Below are 21247 nucleotides of genomic sequence, written 5' to 3'. Positions count from 1 at the left end.
ACGATATTCGACCCGGAACCGCGCAATAATGACAAAAAATCGCCCGGGGCCGGGAGGCCACGAGCGACACTGTAATATCATAACAGATTGGAGCTGCGAATACACAATCCGCACAGCTTTTCAGGCGCCGCGCCCACCCTCATCCATGACGAAAGCAGGCACGCGCCATCAGAATGTCGGGCGCGGGATCGGGATCGGCACGTTGGCCACTTGTCCCTTGGCGGAAGCACCCTTGGGAGTATTGGCCGCCACCGTCTCGCTGCCCGGAATGAGGCCAGCGAAGGAATATTCAGGCGGGCGGGTCATTTCCGTGACGTAGGGCGAATGGATGACCATGCGACCGGTATCGTCGCGGCTTTCGCTGCGCACCTTGGCCGCCTTCGGATTGCAGATTTCGGCGCTGACGTCGTTTACCTCGGCGGTATCGCCATAGGGTGCCAAAGAGGCGAGCGAAACGCCCTGGCCAGAGGGAGCGGTCAGTCCCATTTGCAGCAGATCGGCAGACTGGTCGGTTCGCCCGGCAAGGCTATCCGCCCCCAGCACAACAGTAATGACCGAGCGGCCGTTGCGCACGGCTGACGACACCTGGTTGAAACCGGAAGCACAGATGAAGCCGGTCTTCATGCCATCTGCGCCATCAAAGCGGCCGACGAGCATATTGAAGTTGGCGTAGTCCTTCTTGCCGGTAGTGACACCTTCCAGCGAGAAGTAGTGGGCATATTCCGGGAATTCCCGCTTGATGATCAGCGCCAGAAGCGCAAGGTCACGCGCCGTCGTATATTGCCCCTTGCCGGGCAGGCCATTGGCATTGATGTAGCGGGTGGAGCTCATGCCCAGCCGCTGCGCTTGCGCGTTCATCTGCGCCACGAAATTGTCGCTGGTGCCGCCGATGGTTTCGGCAATCGCCACGGCGATATCATTGGCGGATTTGATGAGCAGCAGCTTTAGCGCGCTGTCCATCGTCAGCTTCTGGCCCGGCTTAAAATACATTTTCGAGGCCGGCTGGTCGGCGGCCTTCTTGCTCATCACCACTTCCGTCTGCGGGCTGAGCTTGCCAGCCTTCATCTGCGAAAACGCGATATAGGCGGTCATCAGCTTGGTCAGCGAAGCGGGATACCACTTGCGGAACGCTTCCTGATGGGAAATCACCTTGCCGGTTTTGACATCCACCACCATTTTCGGATTGGCATTCGCCACCGGCGCTGTGGCAACAAGGCCCGCGGTCATGATGGCAATGGCTGCGGAGAGCCGCCGGGCGGCGTTTGGCGATATAAGATTCTGTGGCAAGGCTTATCCTCGAATTCCCGTCTTCAGTCAGGGAATGGCAATATTCACCATATATGTCCTAGCAATGGCAAAGTACATTGATTACGTCAATTATGCGGCGCACTATCCACCACGGAGGGTAGGCTTTTACGACATGCCGCACCGATGAACCCAGGAATGAACGAATGCCGATTTTGAACAGAGCCGCCGAACTTCAACAGGAAGTCAGCGAATGGCGGCGTCACCTGCACGAAAACCCCGAGATTTTGTATGATGTCGACAACACCGCGGCCTTCGTTGCGGAGAAGCTGAAATCTTTCGGCGTTGACGAAATCGTGACCGGTCTTGGCCGCACGGGCGTGGTCGGCATCATCAACGGCAACGTTCCGGGCAACCGTACCATCGGCTTTCGCGCGGATATGGATGCTCTTCCCATCCTGGAAGAAACCGGCAAGCCTTGGGCCTCCAAAACGGCGGGTGCGATGCATGCCTGCGGCCATGACGGCCACACCGCCATGCTGCTGGGCGCCGCCAAATATCTCGCGGAAACCCGCAATTTCTCCGGCTCGATCGCCGTCATTTTCCAGCCCGCCGAAGAAGGCGGCGCGGGTGCGCTCGCCATGGTCGAGGACGGCCTGATGGAGCGCTTCGGTATCAACGAGGTCTATGGCATGCACAATATGCCGGGAATTCCGCTCGGCTCTTTCGCCATCCGCAAGGGCGGCATCATGGCGGCACCGGACAAGTTTTCGATCACGGTCAAGGGTCGTGGCGGCCATGCCGCACAGCCACATCGCACCGTCGACCCCATCACCATCGGCGCACAGATCGTCGGCAACCTGCAGATGATCGCCTCGCGCAATGCCGATCCGATCCGCTCCGTTGTTGTGTCCGTCACACGCTTCCACGCCGGTTCCAGCCACAACATCATTCCCAATGACGCGCTAATTGCCGGCACGGTGCGCAGTCTGGACGAGACGGTGCGTGATCTCGCCCAGGATCGCATCAAGCAGATGGCGGAAGGCATAGCGCTTGCCAACGGAGCGGAAGCCGAGGTCGTCTACGAGCGTTATTGCCCTGTCACCTTCAACCATGCGGACGAGACCGACCACGCCATTCGCGTCGCCCGCGATGTGGTGGGCGAACGGAATGTCGATCCCGATGTCGACCCTTCCATGGCGGGTGAGGATTTTTCCTTCATGCTGAAGGAAAGACCAGGCGCTTTCATCTTCATCGGTAACGGCGATTCGGCCGGCCTTCACAATCCCGGCTATGATTTCAACGACGACGCCATCGCTTACGGCATTTCCTACTGGGTGAAACTGGCCGAGCAGCGTCTGGCGAGCTGATTGCCGGTTGACGCGAAGAAAGCCGAGGAAGAGATCAACCGCGATGAAGAACGCGGTTGATCCGCCGGCAGCGGCGGGTTAAAGAGCAGTTCAGTGTCCACGTAGCTCAGCAGGATAGAGCACAGGATTCCTAAGACAAATTGGGGGTTGCGCCCGGAAACGACGCAATCGATCTGCTCAAAGTCGGGGAAAGCTTCGCTGGTCTTCCAGCATGCCAATCCCGAGCCAAGCTCCGGAGAAATCCGGTGAAGGTGTAGAGACTGGATGGGCAGCACCTAAAAGCCGAAAGGCTCATGGTGAAGGGACAGTCCAGACCACGAACGTCCTATCCGATGGAGACGGGCGGCGGCAAAAGTCGAAGTGGTATGAATCCTGGGGTCGGAGGTTCGAATCCTCTCGTGGACACCATTTTCCTGATAAATTACGTTTAAAAACAATAATATAGAGTAGTGATTGCGCTCCGTAGGTTTGTCGCTATTTCACTTGGTCAGGTCGAGATGCTCCGATAGGTGTGTCCTCAATCGAGAAAGGGCACAATTCGGCCAAGTGCCTCTCTAGCTACGTTCCATTTAGCCCAGAATCGGCGATGCCAAGGTGAATGGTGATCCCGAGTGATCTTCCATGTATTGTCGGCAGACGATTCTTTTCTGAGTGCCGCCATGGAAACCTCCCTTTATCCACCTGTGAAAGCCTTTCTTGAAAAGGCCGGCTATATGGTGAAGGGGGAGATCGGGGGGTGCGACCTCGTGGGTATACGTGACGATGATCCAACCGTCATCGTGGTCTGCGAATTGAAGCTGGCGTTTAACCTCGAGTTGATCCTCCAGGCGGTTGATCGAGCATCGATATCGAACGAGGTGTGGATCGCAGCGAAAATGTCTGCCCGCGGCAAAGGGCGGGAAACAGACAAGCGTTATCGCGATCTTTGTCGACGGCTGGGGATAGGAATGCTCGCTGTCTCGGAAGGCGGCCATGTCGACGTCATCGTGAGTTCGATATCCCCGATGCCACGGACAAATCCCAAACGACGCTCGCGGCTTGTGCGCGAACACCAGAGACGCAGGGGTGATCCCGTCCTCGGCGGTAGCACGCGTACGCCTCTCATGACGGCATATCGCCAGCAAGCGCTTGGATGTGCGAAAGCCTTGGCAGAAGGGCCGTTACGCGTTCGCGATGTGAGATCGAGCGCTCCCGATGCCGGCAGGATATTACTCTCGAATGTGTATGGCTGGTTCGAGCGGATCGACCGAGGCATCTATGGCCTGACCGACGCGGGCCGCGAAGCGTTGATGCGTTGGCCGATATGAATTGGCGAATTAGTCGCTGTTGACGGGATCAGGATACCAAGGCGGTATAGATCGTGTCGGATGACATCATTCGTTTGTGAATGTCTGCAATAGAGCCTCTCGCACGGCATTCTTCGATGACCACACTTCGTGATCCGAAAAATCAAGAATTCGACGAAAAAATCTGCGATTTTAATAATTCGCCGGTGAAATCCGGGCATTTTCGCTTTCGCAGTCAACGGTGACTGCGGAAAATGGAGCAAGCCATTGAAATATCTGGCAACGACCTGCCTTGTAAGCGAGGTTTCTAAACCCCGCCAAAAGCCCCACGTCTTGGAATTCATTGCTAAGAACACATTCGTGTTCTCGCCCGAGACCCTGATTGACGTTCAACGCGGAATCCTTAGGACGTCGAGAACGAATCCTCAGAAAGCCGCCGAGCTTCGCGAATGGCTTTCCTCTGTCAGCGGCAGTTGGCCTCTTGTATCTGGCCGAGAGCAGGAGAAAGCAAAATTAGTTGCGGCTATGCTGGAGTGCCGCGAACTGAAGAATATCTGGCTGCCCCAACCGAAGGCAGCGCATCCTGGTTTCGGATACCATGTGTCGATCGCAGCGGCGGCGATTGCATACGAGCTTCCGCTTGCAGGCTTTGGAATCGATACCTTCCTGCAGATCGATCGCTATTTCGGCCTGCCCGGCATATTCGACCTAAAAAATGAAAGCTGGCGATCCGCTACAAATCAGTGCCGCACCGTCGATTGGAAACAGGTCAGCACGCAGTTGCACCAAACTTTGGATGGTCGGCAGACGGCTGGAAGACGGGCGGCCTAACCAAACCGCTAGACCACCCGATCCACTCAGTAATCAATATCCAATCATCAGCCACGGGAATGGCTGATGACCTTCAAGGCGAACATCGCGCAAGCGCATGCTCGCCTTGAGAAGTGTTTATGGCCGGCAAACCTTAACAAAACACCGGCGGTGTTATTATTTAGGTGCCCACAGTTTCGATAGCCGTCCTCGACAAAACGGACCTCATGCAGATGAACGACGCCGCGTTGGACAACCCACCTCAACGCCTTTCGCCGGCGTTAAAGCACTGATTGAAGGAATGAGGCAGGGGATCAGTGACCCGCTATAAACATCTGATAGTTGTTAGCATCGACGCTCTCCACTTGTCGCCGATTTTTTATGTGCGCAAAATAGTGCGAGATGCCAGATTCCCGCCAGGATATAACTGACATGGAAAAACTCGCACACGCCTCGCAACTCGAATTATTCGACGGAAAAATCGTGACTGCTTCAGATAGACTTACCATTCTTCATGTCAGTGATTTTCACTTCAACGTCCGCAAAAAGCGCGAGCAAGAAATCGTTGTTAAGGCATTGCTTGATGATGTTTCCAAGCTTTGCATCGGTCACAGAAACCCAGACATCATCATATTCAGTGGCGACCTAACGCAGGGCCCTCCGAGTGACACGCATGCCGAAGCATATGATCTCCTCTTAGAGCCACTTCAGAAGGTCACAAACATCTCAAGCGAGCGGATGTTTGTCGTAGCGGGCAATCACGATGTCGAGCGCGATGCCGTCGCAAAATTCTTACCGGAACATACAAAATGGAGGTCCGAGTCGAATGACATGACGGCTATGAATTCGGCGTTTGAAAGCGGAGAATTTGAAGCCGCCTATCACGCCAAGTTCGCGAACTATCTCGATCTTGAGGACTATATGGCAAAGAGCAGCATCGTGTTCTCGAATATCTTTTGCTCAGTTTACCATATAGATGCGCTTAACCTCGACATCCTGATTTTCAATTCCTCAGTTCTCTCGACTGGTGGCCTCAACAAGGATGATCGAGATGAAGGGCTTTTGACGATACCGGAATATGCAATTCGCGACGCAGTTTCGCATTTGAAGCCTGGGGCATTTCGCATCTTCACGACACATCACCCCCTTAATGCGTTTACAGAAACTGGCTCGAGCTATCTAGCAAAGGAAATACAGCGGAGCGCTGATCTTCACCTTTTCGGCCACATGCATGATCCATCGGGAGCTCAGATCGTCGGCTTCGAAGGAACAGTGATCACTAACCAAGCAGGTGCGGTCTACACCCACCGTACCGACTGGTACATCGGTTATGCATTGCTTTGCGTCGACCGATCGAAAGGCTACCACGAGACGATCCTGAAGAGCTATTTTCCTGAGCGGTCCAAATTCGACGACGCCATTGATCGAGTCGCCGATGGGCGTTTTTACAACTCTCAGGAAGCAAGGCAGTATTGGCGCGGATTGTCAAACCCGGTTGATGCCGAGACTTTTCGAACACAGTTGGCCGGTCAAGTTCTTGAGGCTTTGATAAAAGAGTGGTCAGAGTTGTCATTGCTGGATCAGGGGGGACGCCAGCACTTCGTGGCCCCGCGTCTCCATAAGATCGATACAGCGGCCCCGAAGGAAAGCCGCACTCGCGTAGACACACCTCTCCCGTTCAAATCACTCGCCGCCGACACTGGCAACGTCATTCTATATAGCCCGCAAGAATATGGCCGAACGACCATTCTTCGTGAGCTTCAATACGAGTTACTCGCGACTTCCCATACAATCGAGCAGCCTCGCCTTCCCATCATGATCGACTTTGATCAGATCAATCAAAATCCAGCGAATATGGCGAGAATCGTGCGGAGTCGGTCTCTCATGGCCCCCCAGGCGTTCGACACCGATAGCCTCCTGAAACTGGGACTCGTATGCTTGCTAATAGATGACGTGGTTTTTGACGACCACAAGCGAATGGGAATTCTGAGAGCTTTCATCTCGGCGTATCCCCAATGCCGATACGTTTTCACCAGCCTGAAGACATCAGCAGCGCCGTACGGCACTCATGTCGTGCCAGAAACGCCGGTCCGCTTCGAATTCGTGGAGCTATGCGAACTCAAGCGTAGAGAAATGCGAGAACTCATTCGCCTCAAAGTTCCCGATGATGCCGCAGTTGAGGTAATCCTCAAGCGTCTGCATTCGGAGATATCAGAGATCAACCTCCCGTTCACTGCCGCGAATGGCACGATCTTGATGACCATCTACGAGCAAAACAGTAACTTTCAACCCATCAATCGCTCCGTTGTAATAGAGCAATTCGTAGATGCCACCCTCCGAAAGGGATCGGCCGATCAATCAAAGCGCGAAACTTTTGACTACTCGAACAAGACATCACTGCTTGCCCATCTCGCAGGATGGATGGCGCGCCAGAATTGCTATGAACCATCGCAGGAAAACCTGCGCGAGGAGATGAAGTCTTACATCACAAACATTGGCCTCGTTGCCAACCTCGATGAAATTTTGACTGAGTTCTTCGCTGCCAAGATTATGCGCAAGCTTCCAGATAGCCGGGTATCCTTTCGATACCGCGCCGTTCTTGAATATTTCATAGCAACCGAGATGATCAAGAATCAAGACTTCAAGGACTGGGTCTTAGATGACGTCCGCTACCTGACTTATATCAATGAACTCCATTATTACGCTGGCCTCACAAGGAACGACACCCGGATTGCCGATCTCCTATACGAGCGGTTCAACGCGATCTTGGAAGATAACCAACTGGCGGCCCCCTTCGACCCTGCGGACATTGCAACGGTAAAGCTCCCTCGAAAAGGCAGTGCAGAATCTCTAGCGCAACTCTCGTCTCACGTCCTCGGACAACCACTGACGAAGGAAGAAAAGGATGCGGCGCTTGATGGAGAGATACCTCGCGACGTTGAAGAACGGCAGAGTGTATTCCGCCCGAGAATTGAGCATCCTGGCCACCGCCTTTTAGTCGGCTTGTTCCTGTTCTCCGGCATCATTAAGAACATGGAGCAAATTCCCGCATCAAATAAGAGGAAACACCTCAAGCTTGCCTGGAAAGGTTGGGCGTGGCTTCTTAGTGCATCACTTGCGATCGTCGAGGAACTGGCGAAGAAACGTCAGATGCGCATAAACGGTGTATTGTATGAGATATCTGCACCCCTCTCAATGACGAACGAAGAACTCGGTCGCCGTATCGCGATTACGATGCCCGCCAGCATCACGAAATTTATAGCGGCTGCGATGGGGACAGAGAAGCTTCAACTTCAACTTACAGAACCGACCTTGGACGATGCGGAAGACCCTCTCGTATATGAATTTTTCCGGTCGTGTCTAATCGCCGAACTGGGCTTGAACGTGACACCGAGCGCTGTCCGAAACGCTTTGAAAACGCTCGCGAAAAGCGATTACCTGTTGGAAGCGCTTGCTTGGAAACTCGGAGAACTGAGGCGGATGGACGAAATTGCGCAGCATCATTTCGAGGCCGTTCAATCCGACTTGGCTGGGACTATAGTCCGTCTGACCGGCGGTGACGAAGGTAAAGACAAAAGTCGCCAGATCGAGCAGTTTAAGAGGGAAGGGCTGTTGTTGAAAATGCAACGTCAGAAAGACGATGCTTGAGGACAGAACGGGCGACCAATGCCCTCAGGTTTGTCCTCAGCCCTGCCCGGCTTAATTAATGAACCTCGCGTTGCCCGTTCAAAAAATCCTCAAAGCGCAGAAGTATCTCGTTAAATTTCCGGGTCTGCTCCCTATGTGGGGCGTGCCCAGCCCCCTGAATACGGATCGGCTTTCCGCCCCAGACGTTCGCAAAATGGAGCCTATCGATGTAGTCCAAATTGATAACCGCATCGTCCTCACCGTTTATGATCGCAAGTGGGATCGTAGACGTCTCAGCCGTGTGCCGCTGATTGCTACCCTCCCCGGCAATGGCAGCTTCGATCATATATTGGCGAGCCAAGCCATCTGTTCGGCGAACAGCATCAAGAAAGAATTGATCACCAGATGCGCCGCGCCCCAAAGCGAGTTCGACAACCATGCCGATTTGCTGCTCGGTCAAGTCTGCGCTCCCCGTATACGCCATCTCCGGCGTTGGCTTGAATCCGGCTTGCAGCCCGTCAAGGTTGTTGGCGATTGGCGGGGTACCGAAAATCAAAGCGCCGTCGACAGAAGCCTCTCTTGCAAGCATTTCGAGGACAACATGGCCACCTAGCGAGTGTCCGACGGCGACAAACCTATCGACGCTCAAGCCCTTCAAAGCTTCCAGCAGCGCGTCCGCGTAACCGGGAATGCTGTAGGTACGTCTAGGGTCGACTGCGTTTCCAGAGGCACCATGTCCGGGAAGATCGAATGCTATGACACGTCGCAGGCCCGCCAGCGCCGAAATCTGTGATTTGAACGACTCCTTGCAAACGGAGTTTGCGTGGATCATCACCACGGCGACACCAGTCCCTGCCGTATCGATAAAAGCGATAGACCCGTGGCTGGTTTCTATTATCTGGTTGGACATCCCATCTCCTGCCGAATCTGTCCGTCAGAAATCAGCAGTTCCGAGTGTGTACGTCAAGCGACGCCGCTGCGCGCTCGGATATGGTATGGCTGCGGGAACAGCAACGTGATCACCTGAAGTCTCCGGTAATTTTTTTTGAACAACGGCGAACCGCGATTTGCCATTCAGTATAAGGCAGATCAATTTCTTAAACGTGCGTTTAATGTTTCTTGCAATTTAAGGGAGCGCGACAGGAGACAGCATGGAATACGCCCTCTACAACGGAACGGATCGCCGAGTAACAGCTGACGAGTTTCACCAGCTTGCTGGACCAAATTTCCGCGAACAAGGAATTTTGCCGTACTGCGAACAATGTCAAGAGGCAGTCGATCCACACGGAGTCCATAATCCTGGCATCCCGTCATGCTTCCATCATCCAAATTTTCCTGTCGGGGCTGACCCCTATGACGATTGCCCTGCTGCGAGACGACAAGCACGGCGTTTCGTTGGAGTAACACCAAGGAGATTTGATGAACTCCACGGACAAACACTGCGTGACCAATTTTTCGCCGAGCCAAACATCCGCCTGGCCTATCAATTCATGCACAGAGTAGCAGGTGGACCGGGCCAATTGCCTGTAGAACTCTTTGGCCGGATAATCGAGCGCGCAGACCGACGCAGAATATGGGCGTACTCCGACCTGCCTTTATGGTGTGTTCCGTTCATACTCATGACGCTTGCGCAATTTGAGGCTCCAAACTTCAGCTTCCATTTCGGCTTCGTCAAGCCACGCGGACCGGCTGAAATGATTTGGGAACATGAACGTACTAGCGAACTGGTAAAATACTTCTCCGACAGCGGGCGCGAAACCCGAACCCCTCGATTAATGGTAACGGAAGAAGCATTCGTACACCAAGCAGAGGGGAGAGGAGTTTGGGTTGCGGACGCGTTAGCTGCCCGGTTGCAGCAATTTCATGGGCATATCGGATAAACACCGTCCTGATTTTTGAAGGACGTCATCCCGAAAACGTCAACTATCCTTAAATCTGGATCACTGGGTGGAGAATTTAGTTGCCTAGCTAGTGCCATTTCTTCAAGAGCGGATACGGCGGCAGCAAAATCTGCGTTCTCGCGGTAAATTTCGGAAAATCCGTCCGAGGAACAAGGGTCGTACTTCAGTCTTTTTCTTACCCAGTAATCAAACCGCGCAAACAGAATGGCATCTTCAAAAGCATCGACGAATGCAGTTGTGAAGACGATGACACTGACAAAAGTCAGCCGCTTGGGGTGACGACAAACATAGCCGTACCAAAAACCCTGATTGGCGGCGTTACTGTCCAATAAGCAGAGCGCTTCGGGGCCACCAGTGGGGCCTTGTTCAACCCATCGTAGTGCAGGCGTGACGAAGAGGGAGGGGCGTGACAAGCAAGCGGACTCTTTGAAATATCGACCAACATCACGTTCTTCTGATTTCCCCGAATACATGGATTAAACTCGCGCGCTTGAACTTTTTCGGAAACATTGTTCCCGAAAATCCTTGCAAGAGACAAAGCGTCGCTCATCAGACAATAAAAGCTTTTGCACTTTTTGTCCTATGCGCCATACGCACAAGACAACCGCTCAAAGACCTGAGCGCCGACGAGGTAACTTGCGTCGCGTCTTCTACAGTGCCAACGCGTGTATGCGTCGTCGATCACCCAGCTAGATTCTTCTGCACAGGCACCAACATTCCATCCCGCATTTCAAGCTCGCCTTGTGTGACGAGGACCTCAATACGCCCACGAATGATCTCCCGGAGTTGCGCGCTTGTCGCTTTAAAACCGAGGCCACGAGCAACAGCGTTGATTGCTTGCTCCTCCGTACCACCAAGACTTTGATCAATGATCGCTTTGATGCCGTGATCAATTTCCATCGGAGGAAGCAATTCGAGCCGGCGGAGACTAGCAGAGGAAACAGAGCTACGATCACGCAGTCTGATTTCGGAATCGGGTTCAAGAAGAAAATCACCGGATCGAACGACTTCTCTACGGTCGACCAAAAGCTTGATAGCTTGATTGACGTGCGCTTCAATTCGCCCACCTGCCCGCTGCAGACCCCACGCGGTCCGGATACGAGTGATGACTTCACCGCTGTGGATCGGGGTCTCTGTTTTCACCGTATTTTTCACCAGCGACCCTATCACTGACAAAGGGGCTTCATGCAGTTCCGACGACACATTGACGTACAAAGAGACCTCTTCGTAGGGAGTGTTGACGTCTAAGGCCGAACCCACCTCCTGCAGTCCAATTTCAGTAACGTCCGCTCGATCGATTGTGACGACTTCAACAGGCACAGCACGCTTCCGCGCTGCTGGACCGTTACCTCCCGCAATCGCATCGGCTTTTGCTCGCTCTATTTTCTCAACAAGTCGCTCTAGTTCCGCCTTAGGTCGCTGGAACCAGTCAGAACTCCAGATACGATGTATGTTCCAACCGTGATCCTCAAGTACCGCCTGACGTAGGCGGTCACGCTCGCGGGCCGATCGCGCGCTGTGATACGACGCACCGTCGCACTCGATTCCCACAAGGTAGCGGCCTGGAACCTGATCATCTGCAACCGCCAGATCGATGAAGAACCCTGCGATACCGACTTGCGGATGGACCTGATAACCCCTGTCCTGAAGTGCGGCCATGACCTGCTCTTCAAACACACTATCCATTCCGCGGTCAGCCCGAGCAGCCATTGATAGCCGCCCCGTACGCGCATAGTGAAGGAATAGCTTGAATGCGAACACACCCTTACCCTTACCGCGCTCGAGATCGATATCCTCGTCCGTAATCGAGGCGTAGACCTCACACCGCTGCTTTGCACGGCTGATGAGCACGTTGAGCCGGCGTTCGCCGCCTTCTGCGCCAAGCGGACCGAAGCGCATGCTCATGTAGCCCTTGGAATTTTTCGCGTAAGCCACCGAGATTAGGATGACGTCGCGCTCGTCGCCCTGCACGTTTTCGAGGTTCTTGACGAAGAAAGGTTCGGTCGGATGGGAGTGAAAGAAGGGCTCCGTTTCCGGATTGAGACGACGAAGCAGTTCCAGTTGGTCCTGGATTTCTCGACGCTGCTTTATCGAAAACGCGGCTACGCCTAACGAGAGATGTGGTGTCTCGAGCGCATGCCTGATGATAGCTTCGGCAACCACCTTTGCCTCGACCTTGTTCACGCTGTCCTCGAACACGCCGCCTGGGACGTGGTGGAAGCGTAGCCCCATACCGGCCTCCGTCGTATAAGGGCTGGGTACGATGAAAAGCTTGTTCTCATAGAACTGACTGTTCGACACTGCGATCAGCGATTGGTGGCGGCTGCGGTAGTGCCACCGCAGCATACGGCTCGGAAGACCTCGCGCGGAGAACAGCCCTAAAATGCTTTCGATATCCGACACCTTCGCGCCGTCATCTTCGTCATCCTGTTCCGATCCGTCGGATGTCATTTTGGAGAAGAACATCGTTGGCGGAAGCTGGCGCTCGTCGCCGACGACCACGACCTGTTTCGTGCGCGCAACCGCCCCCAACGCATCCACGGGCTGTATCTGACTGGCTTCGTCCATCACGAGAAGATCGAACTCAATGACGCCAGGGGGGAGGAACTGAGCAATAGAAAGTGGGCTCATCATAAAGACGGGCTTGAGCGCTTGAATTGCGGGAGACGCCCGCTGCATCAGTTGCCGGATTGGCATATGGTTTCGACGGCGGGCCATCTCGCCACGCAGGACGCCTACCGGGCCGATACCACTGACAGAAGGAATCTTGCGGTGGTGAGCTCGGACGACCTCAAGCTTCGAGTGCTTCATACGGCCGAGATCGAGGTTGGCAAAATCGGCGACAAGGCGATTGTGTACTTCCCCGTCGAACCGAGCGAGTTCCGGGGTCCGGTCGTGCTGGTCCCTCAGCAACGCCTCGTAATAAGCCATTTCGAAATACGGAATGACATTCACTGTTGTCAGACGCCCATCTGCAAGGCGAGCAACGATGTCCGCAACACCGGCCTCTGCGGCTTCCTGTGCTCGACCATTAAAAGCCGCAAATTTCGAGAGTTGCTCCTCGTTGGCGATCCAATCGCCCAGCTTCCGGATCATTTTATCAAACGGCGCATCAGCTACCACGCCAACGCCGAACAGCGTCTCGGTATCCGATTTCAGAATCGCCAACAGTTCGGTCATCCGATCAAGGAACTCTCTTCCGAGGGCGGACGCTTCTTTGGCACGATCGTAAATCGAAACCGGATCGTCGACACGAGAGGCCAGCTTGCGAATGTCAGCGTTAGCGGTTGACCAAGCGTAGACTTGGGAGAGCTTCGGCCAGTTCGAGGTCGCTCCTGACCAAAGCGAGCCGAACGCAGTGACGCCAACGGCACTGCTGGTTTCCAACGTTTGCTTGCAACGCTGCGCCGTCGCGAGGGTCCCGAGGGCTTTTACCCGAGCTGCGGCATCAGTAAGCGGCACATGAAGCAAGTCCGAAAACGCCGCATCCGCATTCGTCAAATCGGTAATTGCAGGCGCGGTCTGGAGCAAGGATATCTCGTCGACGTCCAACGAACCGCCGAAAAATTCGGCGTTACCCGACCCAAGGTCTGTCCAAAGAGAAAGAAGCGCTCGACGGGTTTCGTCAAGCAAAGCACGGACCTGCTCACAACGAGACGCCACCGCCGATTTATCTGTCAGCCTACCCGCAATCGCCCGCGCTTCCGATCCCACGCCTCGCAGGCTTCTCATCCATAGGACCAAGCTTTCAAGCGGACGTGGATCAGATTTCTCGCCACGCCAATCGGCTCCGAATGCCGAGCGTCCAAGACCGTCACCCTCTTTTATCGCATTACGGGCATCTTTGCCCTTCTGAAGAAGATCGAGAATGCGGACGGCTTCTGCAGGCGACGTCTCTGGCATCACCGTTTTTAGCAACGCCTTTGCTCGTCTCCAGTCGCCGCTGAGGAATTTGAGCAAGCGATCCCCGTGCATTGCCACCGCAGTGCGGGTAGCAACGAAATCCATATCCCACGCTTGATCGGCGATTTTTCCCGCCAATTCCGTCTTAATTTTACGGTACGTTGCTACTGCCTCGGCGAGATCACCCGCCTGTTCAAGCCCCCGTTCCCAAATTGCGGCTACGAACGCGTCTGGGCTGACATCAGGCGCTTCGGCAACGCGTTCGCCAATCGTAACCAATCGTGAAATTGATCCGATAGTCGGGGATGCCTTGACGCCGAGCGTCGTTCCCAGCGACATCGCAGCGCTTAGAAAGCGCGGGATTAGCCCATTTAATTGCGCGATCGTCCCAAACCCTGATTGCGGGAAATCCGAAGGTAGACGCCGGAATATGCCAATTAGTGAAGCCGGATCAGCACCCCAGGCGGCTTCAACCATCGTTTTATCAACTTCCGCGGCGAGCCGGCTATATTCGGCACCGTCTTTGATCAGGCGATCTACGTCTGGTAACGCATCTAACCACACGCCATTTCCAAACGCCTCATAATCCGCGCCCTCAGGTCTCGTTGCCAGGCGTTCAGCAACCTTCACGCTTGCAGCAAATGCCGTGAAGGTATTCGAAGGTTCAGTTTCCAGCGCATCCGCGACTGATCTCATCCCGTCGCTTACACGCTCGGAAAAAGCTTTGGCATCATTTAATCTCACGACCAGTCGTTCGAGATCGAGAGGGGTAATTCCTGTAAGGCCGACACCGCACCAGGGATGTGTCGAGGGAATCCCGATATCATCGATGCGCTGCGCGAGCTCAGTCAAAAGCGCGACAATCCGCTCGCGATAGTCAGGCGTCCAGTTGACTGCGCCTGTAAGCTCGATGTCGGAGGGCGGCATTCCGATCCGTCGCAACCGCGACAGATGCCCAATCACCTGAAACGGCGTCAGACCGTACGGTTGGTACTTTTCGTGGAGACGCGCAGGGTGACTATTCAGGCTATCGCGCGCGTCCACCAGGCTCCTGTTCAGCGCATCCGCGGACTCACCCCGCGGGGCACCCAGTTCCCAGGTGTGCTGAAGCTCCATCAGAAGAGCACGCTTGTTCGCCTTGTTCGAATGCAACTCGAGGCAGGCGTCCCCCACTCCGGCGTTATCAAGACGACGTTTGACAACCTCAAGAGCTGCCATCTTTTCTGCCACGAAGAGGACAGTCTTACCATCTGCCACCGCAGCGGCGATAATATTTGCAATGGTCTGGGACTTCCCGGTTCCCGGAGGCCCCTGAACAACGAGGTCGCGTCCCCTTCGGACTTCGTGGATCGCCGCTGTCTGTGAACTGTCCGCGTCGACAATGTGCGTCATCTCGCTCGGAGATATGTGCGCATCGATGTTTGCGTCCTCGGACAACAACTCCTTGCTCGTGGTGAAACCATTTGAAACAAGGGACGTAATAAGTGGACGATCGGTGAACTTGGCGTTCTGCGGCCAGAGGCTTGGGTCGAGGTCCCTGTACATCAGAAATTTTGCGAATGAAAAGAACCCAAGGACGATGTCGTCGGGTTGAACAGACCAATTCGGCTTAATGGAGATTGCCGCAGCAACCTGCGCGGCGTAATCGTCAAAGGAAAACTGATCGGTTGCTTCAAACGTCGGCATCGTGATCTTGTGGACGCGATCCAGAAAACCTTCGAGCGACAAGTTGGAGGCATAGTCCTCCTGCCGCGCTTTTAGTTTGAAACGCTCGGCTGCACTACCACGCTCCAGCATAACCGGCACAAGAATAAGAGGGGCATACCTGATATTCTCGGCATTGTTCGGATCAATCCATTTCAACGTACCGAGGCCGAGATAGAGGATGTTAACCCCCTGCTCCTCTTCGAGGGTCCGTGCGTCAAAATAGAGATCAAGCAGACGCTTCTGAAGCGCGTTCGGGGTCATCCGCGTCTGTAGTTTCGTATCGCCATGCCTTACGAGACGACCGTTCTCATCACGGTCATCATCCTCTGGTAGCGCGAGCTCGATCAGGTCTTCCGAGCCCTCCCCGCTTTTGGAATCGCGGCCTTTCGCGCCTGCGAGAAAGGTCATCGCCTTGCCTTCGCTCACAAGAATACGGAAGACCTCAGAGGAACGCTCGTCGACGATATCGACGGTCTTCGCGCTTTTTGAGAACCGGGGGACATTCAGCAGGCGATTACGAGCCGAAAAATCAAGCAGTTCCGTTCGCGCCGTCTCGATCTTGGCCTCTACGGAAAGCGAGCTCTGGAAAACCGAGTTCTCAGCGTTCTGGTCTGTGTCAGAAATCAAATTTGTCATGGCATGCCCCCTGCTTCCAGCGAGAATGCATAATCAATTTTGAACGTCTAGTAGCAATGTCGAAAAGACGTTAGCAACTTGCAGTATTCCTCTGACTTTTTTACAATACGTCAGAGGCCACCCGCGCAAATCTGTTATCGAAGGCACTAGGGGCAACAACCCAAAAATCTTTGTGCGCATCCAATATTTCAAGACGGCTAGGCTTGGGGCTCAATGTCTCCCGGCTTCAAAGGCCCTCGCTTATCCAGAATATCATCTAATGATTTGCGCCCGGCGTCTTTGAAGGCGACCTCGAATCTGCCATCGGGGACAATGATATATTGCGACGACGTCCGTGCTGCTTGTAGTAAGCTCGGGAGTTCGGCAGATGCCTCATCAATCGTCCAGGTTCGTGACATCGTCACCGTCTCTCCAATTTTCGATTATGACTTCTATACTTCAATGTTTACGGAAAACCGGCACCTGCCGGTTACGACCTCCGGTGTTTCCGTTTACATCCGAGGTTTTAGAAATGGCAGGCCCCATTTTTCTGATGGATACGAACATCCTGAGCAATGCAGGTTTGCAAAGACCTCCACCTGGTTTGCGATCGTGGATGAAGGCTATGGGAACAGAGTCACTCGCCATTTCGTTCCCCGCTATAGCAGAGTTGAGGCGGGGTGCCCATCTGGCCTTGAAACACGATCCACAAAAAGCGCAACGACTCCACAACTGGATTGACGACATCCTTTCAGTTGACTTCCAGTTCGCCGAACTCACATCCAAAGCCGCCAATCTCTATGCCGAAATGACCACCGTCGGACCCCTCCGACATCTACATGTGCCAAGTCCAGAGCAGAAGAAGGATAAAATCGGACACGATCTACTCTTCGCGGCCCTGTCGATCACTCATCAGATGCCGATCGCTTCCTTCAACGTGAAAGATTTCATCCTGATCGACAAGTACTTCCCGTTACCGGGCGTTTTTCACCCCGTTGAAGTTCAATGGCACGTTCCACGTCACGCTGTGATACCCAACGACGATTACGGAATGACGCCGCCTTCATTGCCCGAGTTCGTATCCAGCGGTTTTGGCTTTATGAGGTAGACCAAAGCTCTCGATCCTTTCTACGGCAGCTCTGACTACCGCAGCGGCCAAACTGCCCTCCCGCAAAAGACCGGCATGAAGATCGAGAAGGGCATCCCTATGTTCTTCGAGCAGGGATTTCGCGCGCCGAAACTCCGCCTGCAATGTCGCCTCGACTGATTTGCTGAGAGCCTTGCGGCGGTGACGGAATGCCGACAATTCACGTGGACTGTCACCAGGTTCGACAGCCAGGGTTTTCCCAAGACCCCACTTGGTTTCCATCATCGTCGCCAGATCAGTCGCACGGTTGAGGTCGGCCGATGGATCGCCACCAGCACCGCTACCGAATTCCCCGAACAACACTTCTTCGGCTGCGATACCACCCAGAAGCGTGGCGATCTTGTTGCGAAAATACGTTGAAGTCTTTCGACTGAACAGCCGCTCCTCGAACGCCGTGTAACCCAGGGATCGTGATCGGCTATCAGTCTGGATGGCTTTCTCGATCGAGACCGACACCAACGGATCGGCCTCGAGCAAAACACCGAGAATGGCATGTCCGAGTTCGTGGGCAGCGACACAGCGTTGTACGGCCATTGGAACTGGGATGACTGGTGGCATGGCTGTGGCGAGATCACTGAGCAACACCGAGCGTTTTGCTCTTCTCGCATGGCGTCGGGCATCACGGACACACCGTTCGATGTCGGCACCAGACCAGCCCTCGCTTGCCGACACCACGTCGTCCAGCGCTTCGTCTGCAAGGTCTCCCCGAAGATAGAAACGGAAAATGTCGTAGCGTGCCGCCTCATTCGGGAGCGGAATGGAAAAGTGATGTTCCAGTCGTCCTGCCCGAAGAAGCGCTGGATCGATGATGTCCGGATAGTTCGTTGCGCCGATGACAATCACGCCTTCATGCGCCTGCGCACCATCCAGCAGTTCAAGTAGTGCGTTGATGACCTGCCGATGATAGTTGTCACTGCTGCCGGTTCTATCGTCACGACTGGTGAAACTGTCGAACTCATCAATCAGGAGGATCGACGGTGCCTGCCGCGCAGCCTCGGCAAACGCTTTGCGCATTGCCTTCAGCATATCGCCGAGGTGGCCCGTCGCCTGCCATCGAGCCGCCGACCCGAGGATTAGGGGAACGTTACAGGTTCTTGCCAAAGCCGTCGCGTAGGACGTCTTGCCTGATCCAGGAGGACCCGAAAGCAGGATGCCGCAATCGACATCGTCCCACGCAAGGTCACCCGTTTGCCACGCTGCCAAGTCCTCAGCGAGTTCGAGGCCCCATGTTTTGGCCTCACCGTATCCCGATAGGTCGTGCAGGCTCGGCCCCGCCGACAAGGAGTCAGAGGGGTGCTTTCCTTTCTCGATATGAGGATACCGACGGAGACGCCCGATGCTCACAGCCACAGATCGTCCGCGCCGCCAACCGAGTTCGACCCGTTTAGGAGATTGGTGCGCCAAAAAATCGGCATCGGCGTTCGTAATAGTCCCGAGCCTCATCCGCTGCGCCGCGATCCGATAATCGTTCGGAGCCGGTAGGGCCAAAGAGACCACGACATCAGCGACGATGCGGACCTCGTCAGAAAGAAGCTCCTCGTCCTGGAGAAGAATGATCGCCCGTTTGAGTTCTCGAAGTTTTCTGAACGCCTGGAAATCGTCGGCAAGTTCAGTCTCTTCGCCGATGACGAGAACGTAGTTGTTGCCATGCTCACCACCGACCGGAACAATCCCTTCGAGCAGATATTTCGCTGCCATCTTGTGGGCATGAACATCAGCCTTAGGCGGCATGACGAAAGCCGCCACGAACGACGATCGCCTTTTCAGCAACTGGCGGATCGATCTCGACATTGCGATGATGGCGAGATGGGTCGGCAGGGTAAGCTCGTATTTCGAGCTGTGAAACGGATCGCGATTGGCGATCAGGTTATCGCTATAAGACTGCATGTATGCCTCGGAACACTGGGAATGATGATGACGCTGCCGGGCGGTCAGGTCCGTATCCGCTGCACCATTGTCTCAGGGCCGAGTAATTCCGTATCGAGATCGACTTCGACGAAACCGCGCAGGATCATCTGGGCCAGTCCGGCAACTGGCTTGGTTTCAGTGAATACGGTCAGGCATTCGGTGATGGTCAAGTTGCCGTGGTCATCGAGGACGTTCAGCAACCGCAGACGGTCACCTAGTGCCAGCACGATGCTGCCATACCGAAGCAGGTCTTTGGCATTCTGAAGACGTGGCCCGTCGTAGACTTCATCGGTGAGCAAACGTCGATACCTGGCCCCATGACGAAAGGCGGAGGCTTCAAGTTCCGTGATGTCGGTTGGCATCACCCTGTCGGGCGCGTCGATCAACAACCGCCCACCATCAGCGTCGAGGATACCAAAATCAGGGACGTGAACACCTCCATTGTAGTCGAGCGAGAGCGGCATGCAGTGCCATGACGAGATCGATGGATTGACGTCAAACAGACAGGCCGCATCACGCGCCGCCTGTGATCTGAAGATTGGCGGGCTGTCGCACTTGACGGTGACCGCTGGATAGAACGTACGGATGGAAGCGGAATGACGGCTGGCGCGAAGCAACTTCGCGCGCTGTGCGATACCCATTTTGAACCTCAAAGAAGCACGGTTGATCGAGGCCGCGATTATCGCGGCGAGCGGGGATCAACCTATTCGTATGAGGCGATTCATCTTTTGCATGCGAGAACAATTAGTGAACAAATATCCAAAGGTCAATACATCCCTTCAGATTTTTTATGCGTCGAAAATTGCTGTTGGAAAAGCTGTAGAAGTGTCGATGGTTGGGAATTGGCGACATGTAGTCCATTGATCGCCAATTGCTGCTGGGTCTCCAGCGCCCTCAGCTTGAGGCACGTAGCATCCATGTCGGCATCCACCAGCCGTCCGATGCCCCGTGTCGCGACGTCGATCCGCTTCTTATTGTTCTCGTCGTACAAGTCGAGCGCCGACTGCACCGACCCGACATAGGCCATCTTGGAGGTGAGCTGCTGGATTTTGCCGTCGATGTTTGCGACGAGGTTACTGTATAGGCCCCGCCTATCCGATCCGAAGCGGACGCATGGTTTTCGATCGACTGGAGAATATAGGTGGGGCTGACCGGATAGGCTTCCGGGTTCCCGGTTACGGGATTGGAGACGGGGATGTTGTACCAGTAGATCGACGCGGGGGTAAACGATTCCGGCGCGTCTATGACGTCGCTGCCGTCGAACAGCGTCTGCTCGGGATTGAACTCCCCTGGATAGGTGGTTGGGTAGCTGCCGAAATCGTCGTTCAGGAGCAGGGTGTCCATGGCGCTGACGTCCATCGTCTGCACCTTCCCGTCCCCATACGGCTAAGCTGGCCGTCCGTGGCTGGCCGACGAAAAGCCACAAAGTGAAAGCCAGCGACGCTCCCCACCAAGCATGGCACAAAGTGACCGAAAGTTATCGTTGGCCTCGCTGTAAGCGTATCCAGCACGTAAAAGATGAACGCCAAAAATCCGGTGCCGAGTAACTGCAAAACGACGGTTCCGATGAGACGCGTTCCGTAGGAATATTTGGGTTTCGAATAGCGAAAATATGTGACCAAAACGTCCTCCTCTGAAGTGGTCGACTTCGATGGGCTGCGACCGCCTCAAATTCGTACGACCTCAACCAAAGTTGAGGTCAAGGGCCTAGTGGTGTTAACCGTTGAG

The 21247-nt window shown here is 54.7% G+C and carries 13 protein-coding genes; 6 read left to right on the top strand and 7 right to left on the bottom strand.

Annotated elements, in window-relative coordinates; translation table 11 throughout:
- Nucleotides 1-168 precede the first annotated feature (168 nt).
- Nucleotides 169-1227, bottom strand: coding sequence for a D-alanyl-D-alanine carboxypeptidase family protein (locus RBH10_RS06040; RefSeq protein WP_281037851.1), 1059 nt, complete (start codon nt 1225-1227; stop codon nt 169-171).
- Between the two features lie 224 nt (nt 1228-1451).
- Here RBH10_RS06040 and RBH10_RS06035 point away from each other — a divergent pair, with 224 nt between their 5' ends.
- The 4 genes from RBH10_RS06035 to RBH10_RS06020 all read left to right on the top strand — a co-directional run bounded on the left by RBH10_RS06035 (nt 1452) and on the right by RBH10_RS06020 (nt 8359).
- On the top strand, nt 1452-2615 hold the full coding sequence (locus RBH10_RS06035) for a M20 aminoacylase family protein (protein ID WP_281037818.1): 1164 nt from the start codon (nt 1452-1454) through the stop codon (nt 2613-2615).
- A gap of 659 nt (nt 2616-3274) precedes the next feature.
- Nucleotides 3275-3922: a DUF2161 domain-containing phosphodiesterase gene (locus RBH10_RS06030; protein WP_281037819.1), complete on the top strand. Its 648-nt coding sequence runs from the start codon at nt 3275-3277 to the stop codon at nt 3920-3922.
- 246 nt (nt 3923-4168) lie between these two features.
- Complete coding sequence (locus RBH10_RS06025) at nt 4169-4732, top strand: hypothetical protein (protein WP_281037820.1); 564 nt, start codon at nt 4169-4171, stop codon at nt 4730-4732.
- A gap of 411 nt (nt 4733-5143) precedes the next feature.
- Nucleotides 5144-8359 carry a metallophosphoesterase gene (locus RBH10_RS06020; protein ID WP_281037821.1) on the top strand — a complete coding sequence of 1072 codons (3216 nt, stop codon included), beginning with the start codon at nt 5144-5146 and terminating at the stop codon, nt 8357-8359.
- A 55-nt stretch (nt 8360-8414) separates the two neighbouring features.
- Here RBH10_RS06020 and RBH10_RS06015 read toward each other — a convergent pair whose 3' ends face one another.
- Nucleotides 8415-9248 carry an alpha/beta fold hydrolase gene (locus tag RBH10_RS06015; RefSeq protein ID WP_281037822.1) on the bottom strand — a complete coding sequence of 278 codons (834 nt, stop codon included), beginning with the start codon at nt 9246-9248 and terminating at the stop codon, nt 8415-8417.
- A 241-nt stretch (nt 9249-9489) separates the two neighbouring features.
- On the opposite strand from RBH10_RS06015, the gene RBH10_RS06010 reads away from it, so the two are divergent.
- A complete protein-coding gene (locus RBH10_RS06010; RefSeq protein ID WP_281037823.1) occupies nt 9490-10218 on the top strand; it encodes a hypothetical protein in 729 nt (242 codons plus the stop codon).
- On the opposite strand, the gene RBH10_RS06005 is transcribed toward RBH10_RS06010, so the two are convergent.
- Together RBH10_RS06005 and RBH10_RS06000 are read right to left on the bottom strand one after the other, a co-directional pair.
- On the bottom strand, nt 10200-10712 hold the full coding sequence (locus tag RBH10_RS06005) for a hypothetical protein (protein ID WP_281037824.1): 513 nt from the start codon (nt 10710-10712) through the stop codon (nt 10200-10202). The genes RBH10_RS06010 and RBH10_RS06005 overlap by 19 nt on opposite strands.
- Before the next feature lie 208 nt (nt 10713-10920).
- Entirely contained in the window at nt 10921-16485 is a 5565-nt protein-coding gene (locus RBH10_RS06000; RefSeq protein ID WP_281037825.1) for a DUF3320 domain-containing protein, read from the bottom strand.
- Between the two features lie 511 nt (nt 16486-16996).
- On the opposite strand from RBH10_RS06000, the gene RBH10_RS05995 reads away from it, so the two are divergent.
- Complete coding sequence (locus RBH10_RS05995) at nt 16997-17572, top strand: type II toxin-antitoxin system VapC family toxin (RefSeq protein WP_281037826.1); 576 nt, start codon at nt 16997-16999, stop codon at nt 17570-17572.
- Here the strand turns inward: RBH10_RS05995 and RBH10_RS05990 are convergent.
- From RBH10_RS05990 to RBH10_RS05980, 3 genes are all read right to left on the bottom strand, one after another.
- Nucleotides 17528-19498, bottom strand: a complete 1971-nt coding sequence (locus RBH10_RS05990) for an AAA family ATPase (protein ID WP_281037827.1) — start codon at nt 19496-19498, stop codon at nt 17528-17530. The two genes, RBH10_RS05995 and RBH10_RS05990, sit on opposite strands and share 45 nt — an antisense overlap.
- A gap of 44 nt (nt 19499-19542) precedes the next feature.
- On the bottom strand, nt 19543-20160 hold the full coding sequence (locus tag RBH10_RS05985; protein WP_281037828.1) for a hypothetical protein: 618 nt from the start codon (nt 20158-20160) through the stop codon (nt 19543-19545).
- A gap of 125 nt (nt 20161-20285) precedes the next feature.
- Nucleotides 20286-20945 carry a flagellin gene (locus tag RBH10_RS05980; RefSeq protein ID WP_281037829.1) on the bottom strand — a complete coding sequence of 220 codons (660 nt, stop codon included), beginning with the start codon at nt 20943-20945 and terminating at the stop codon, nt 20286-20288.
- Nucleotides 20946-21247: the final 302 nt, after the last annotated feature.

This window comes from Rhizobium sp. AN73 (assembly GCF_030757975.1).
Classification (GTDB): Bacteria; Pseudomonadota; Alphaproteobacteria; order Rhizobiales; family Rhizobiaceae; genus Agrobacterium; species Agrobacterium arsenijevicii.
Note: the sequence above shows the minus strand (reverse complement) of the source record. Positions and strands in the feature narration are given on the sequence as shown.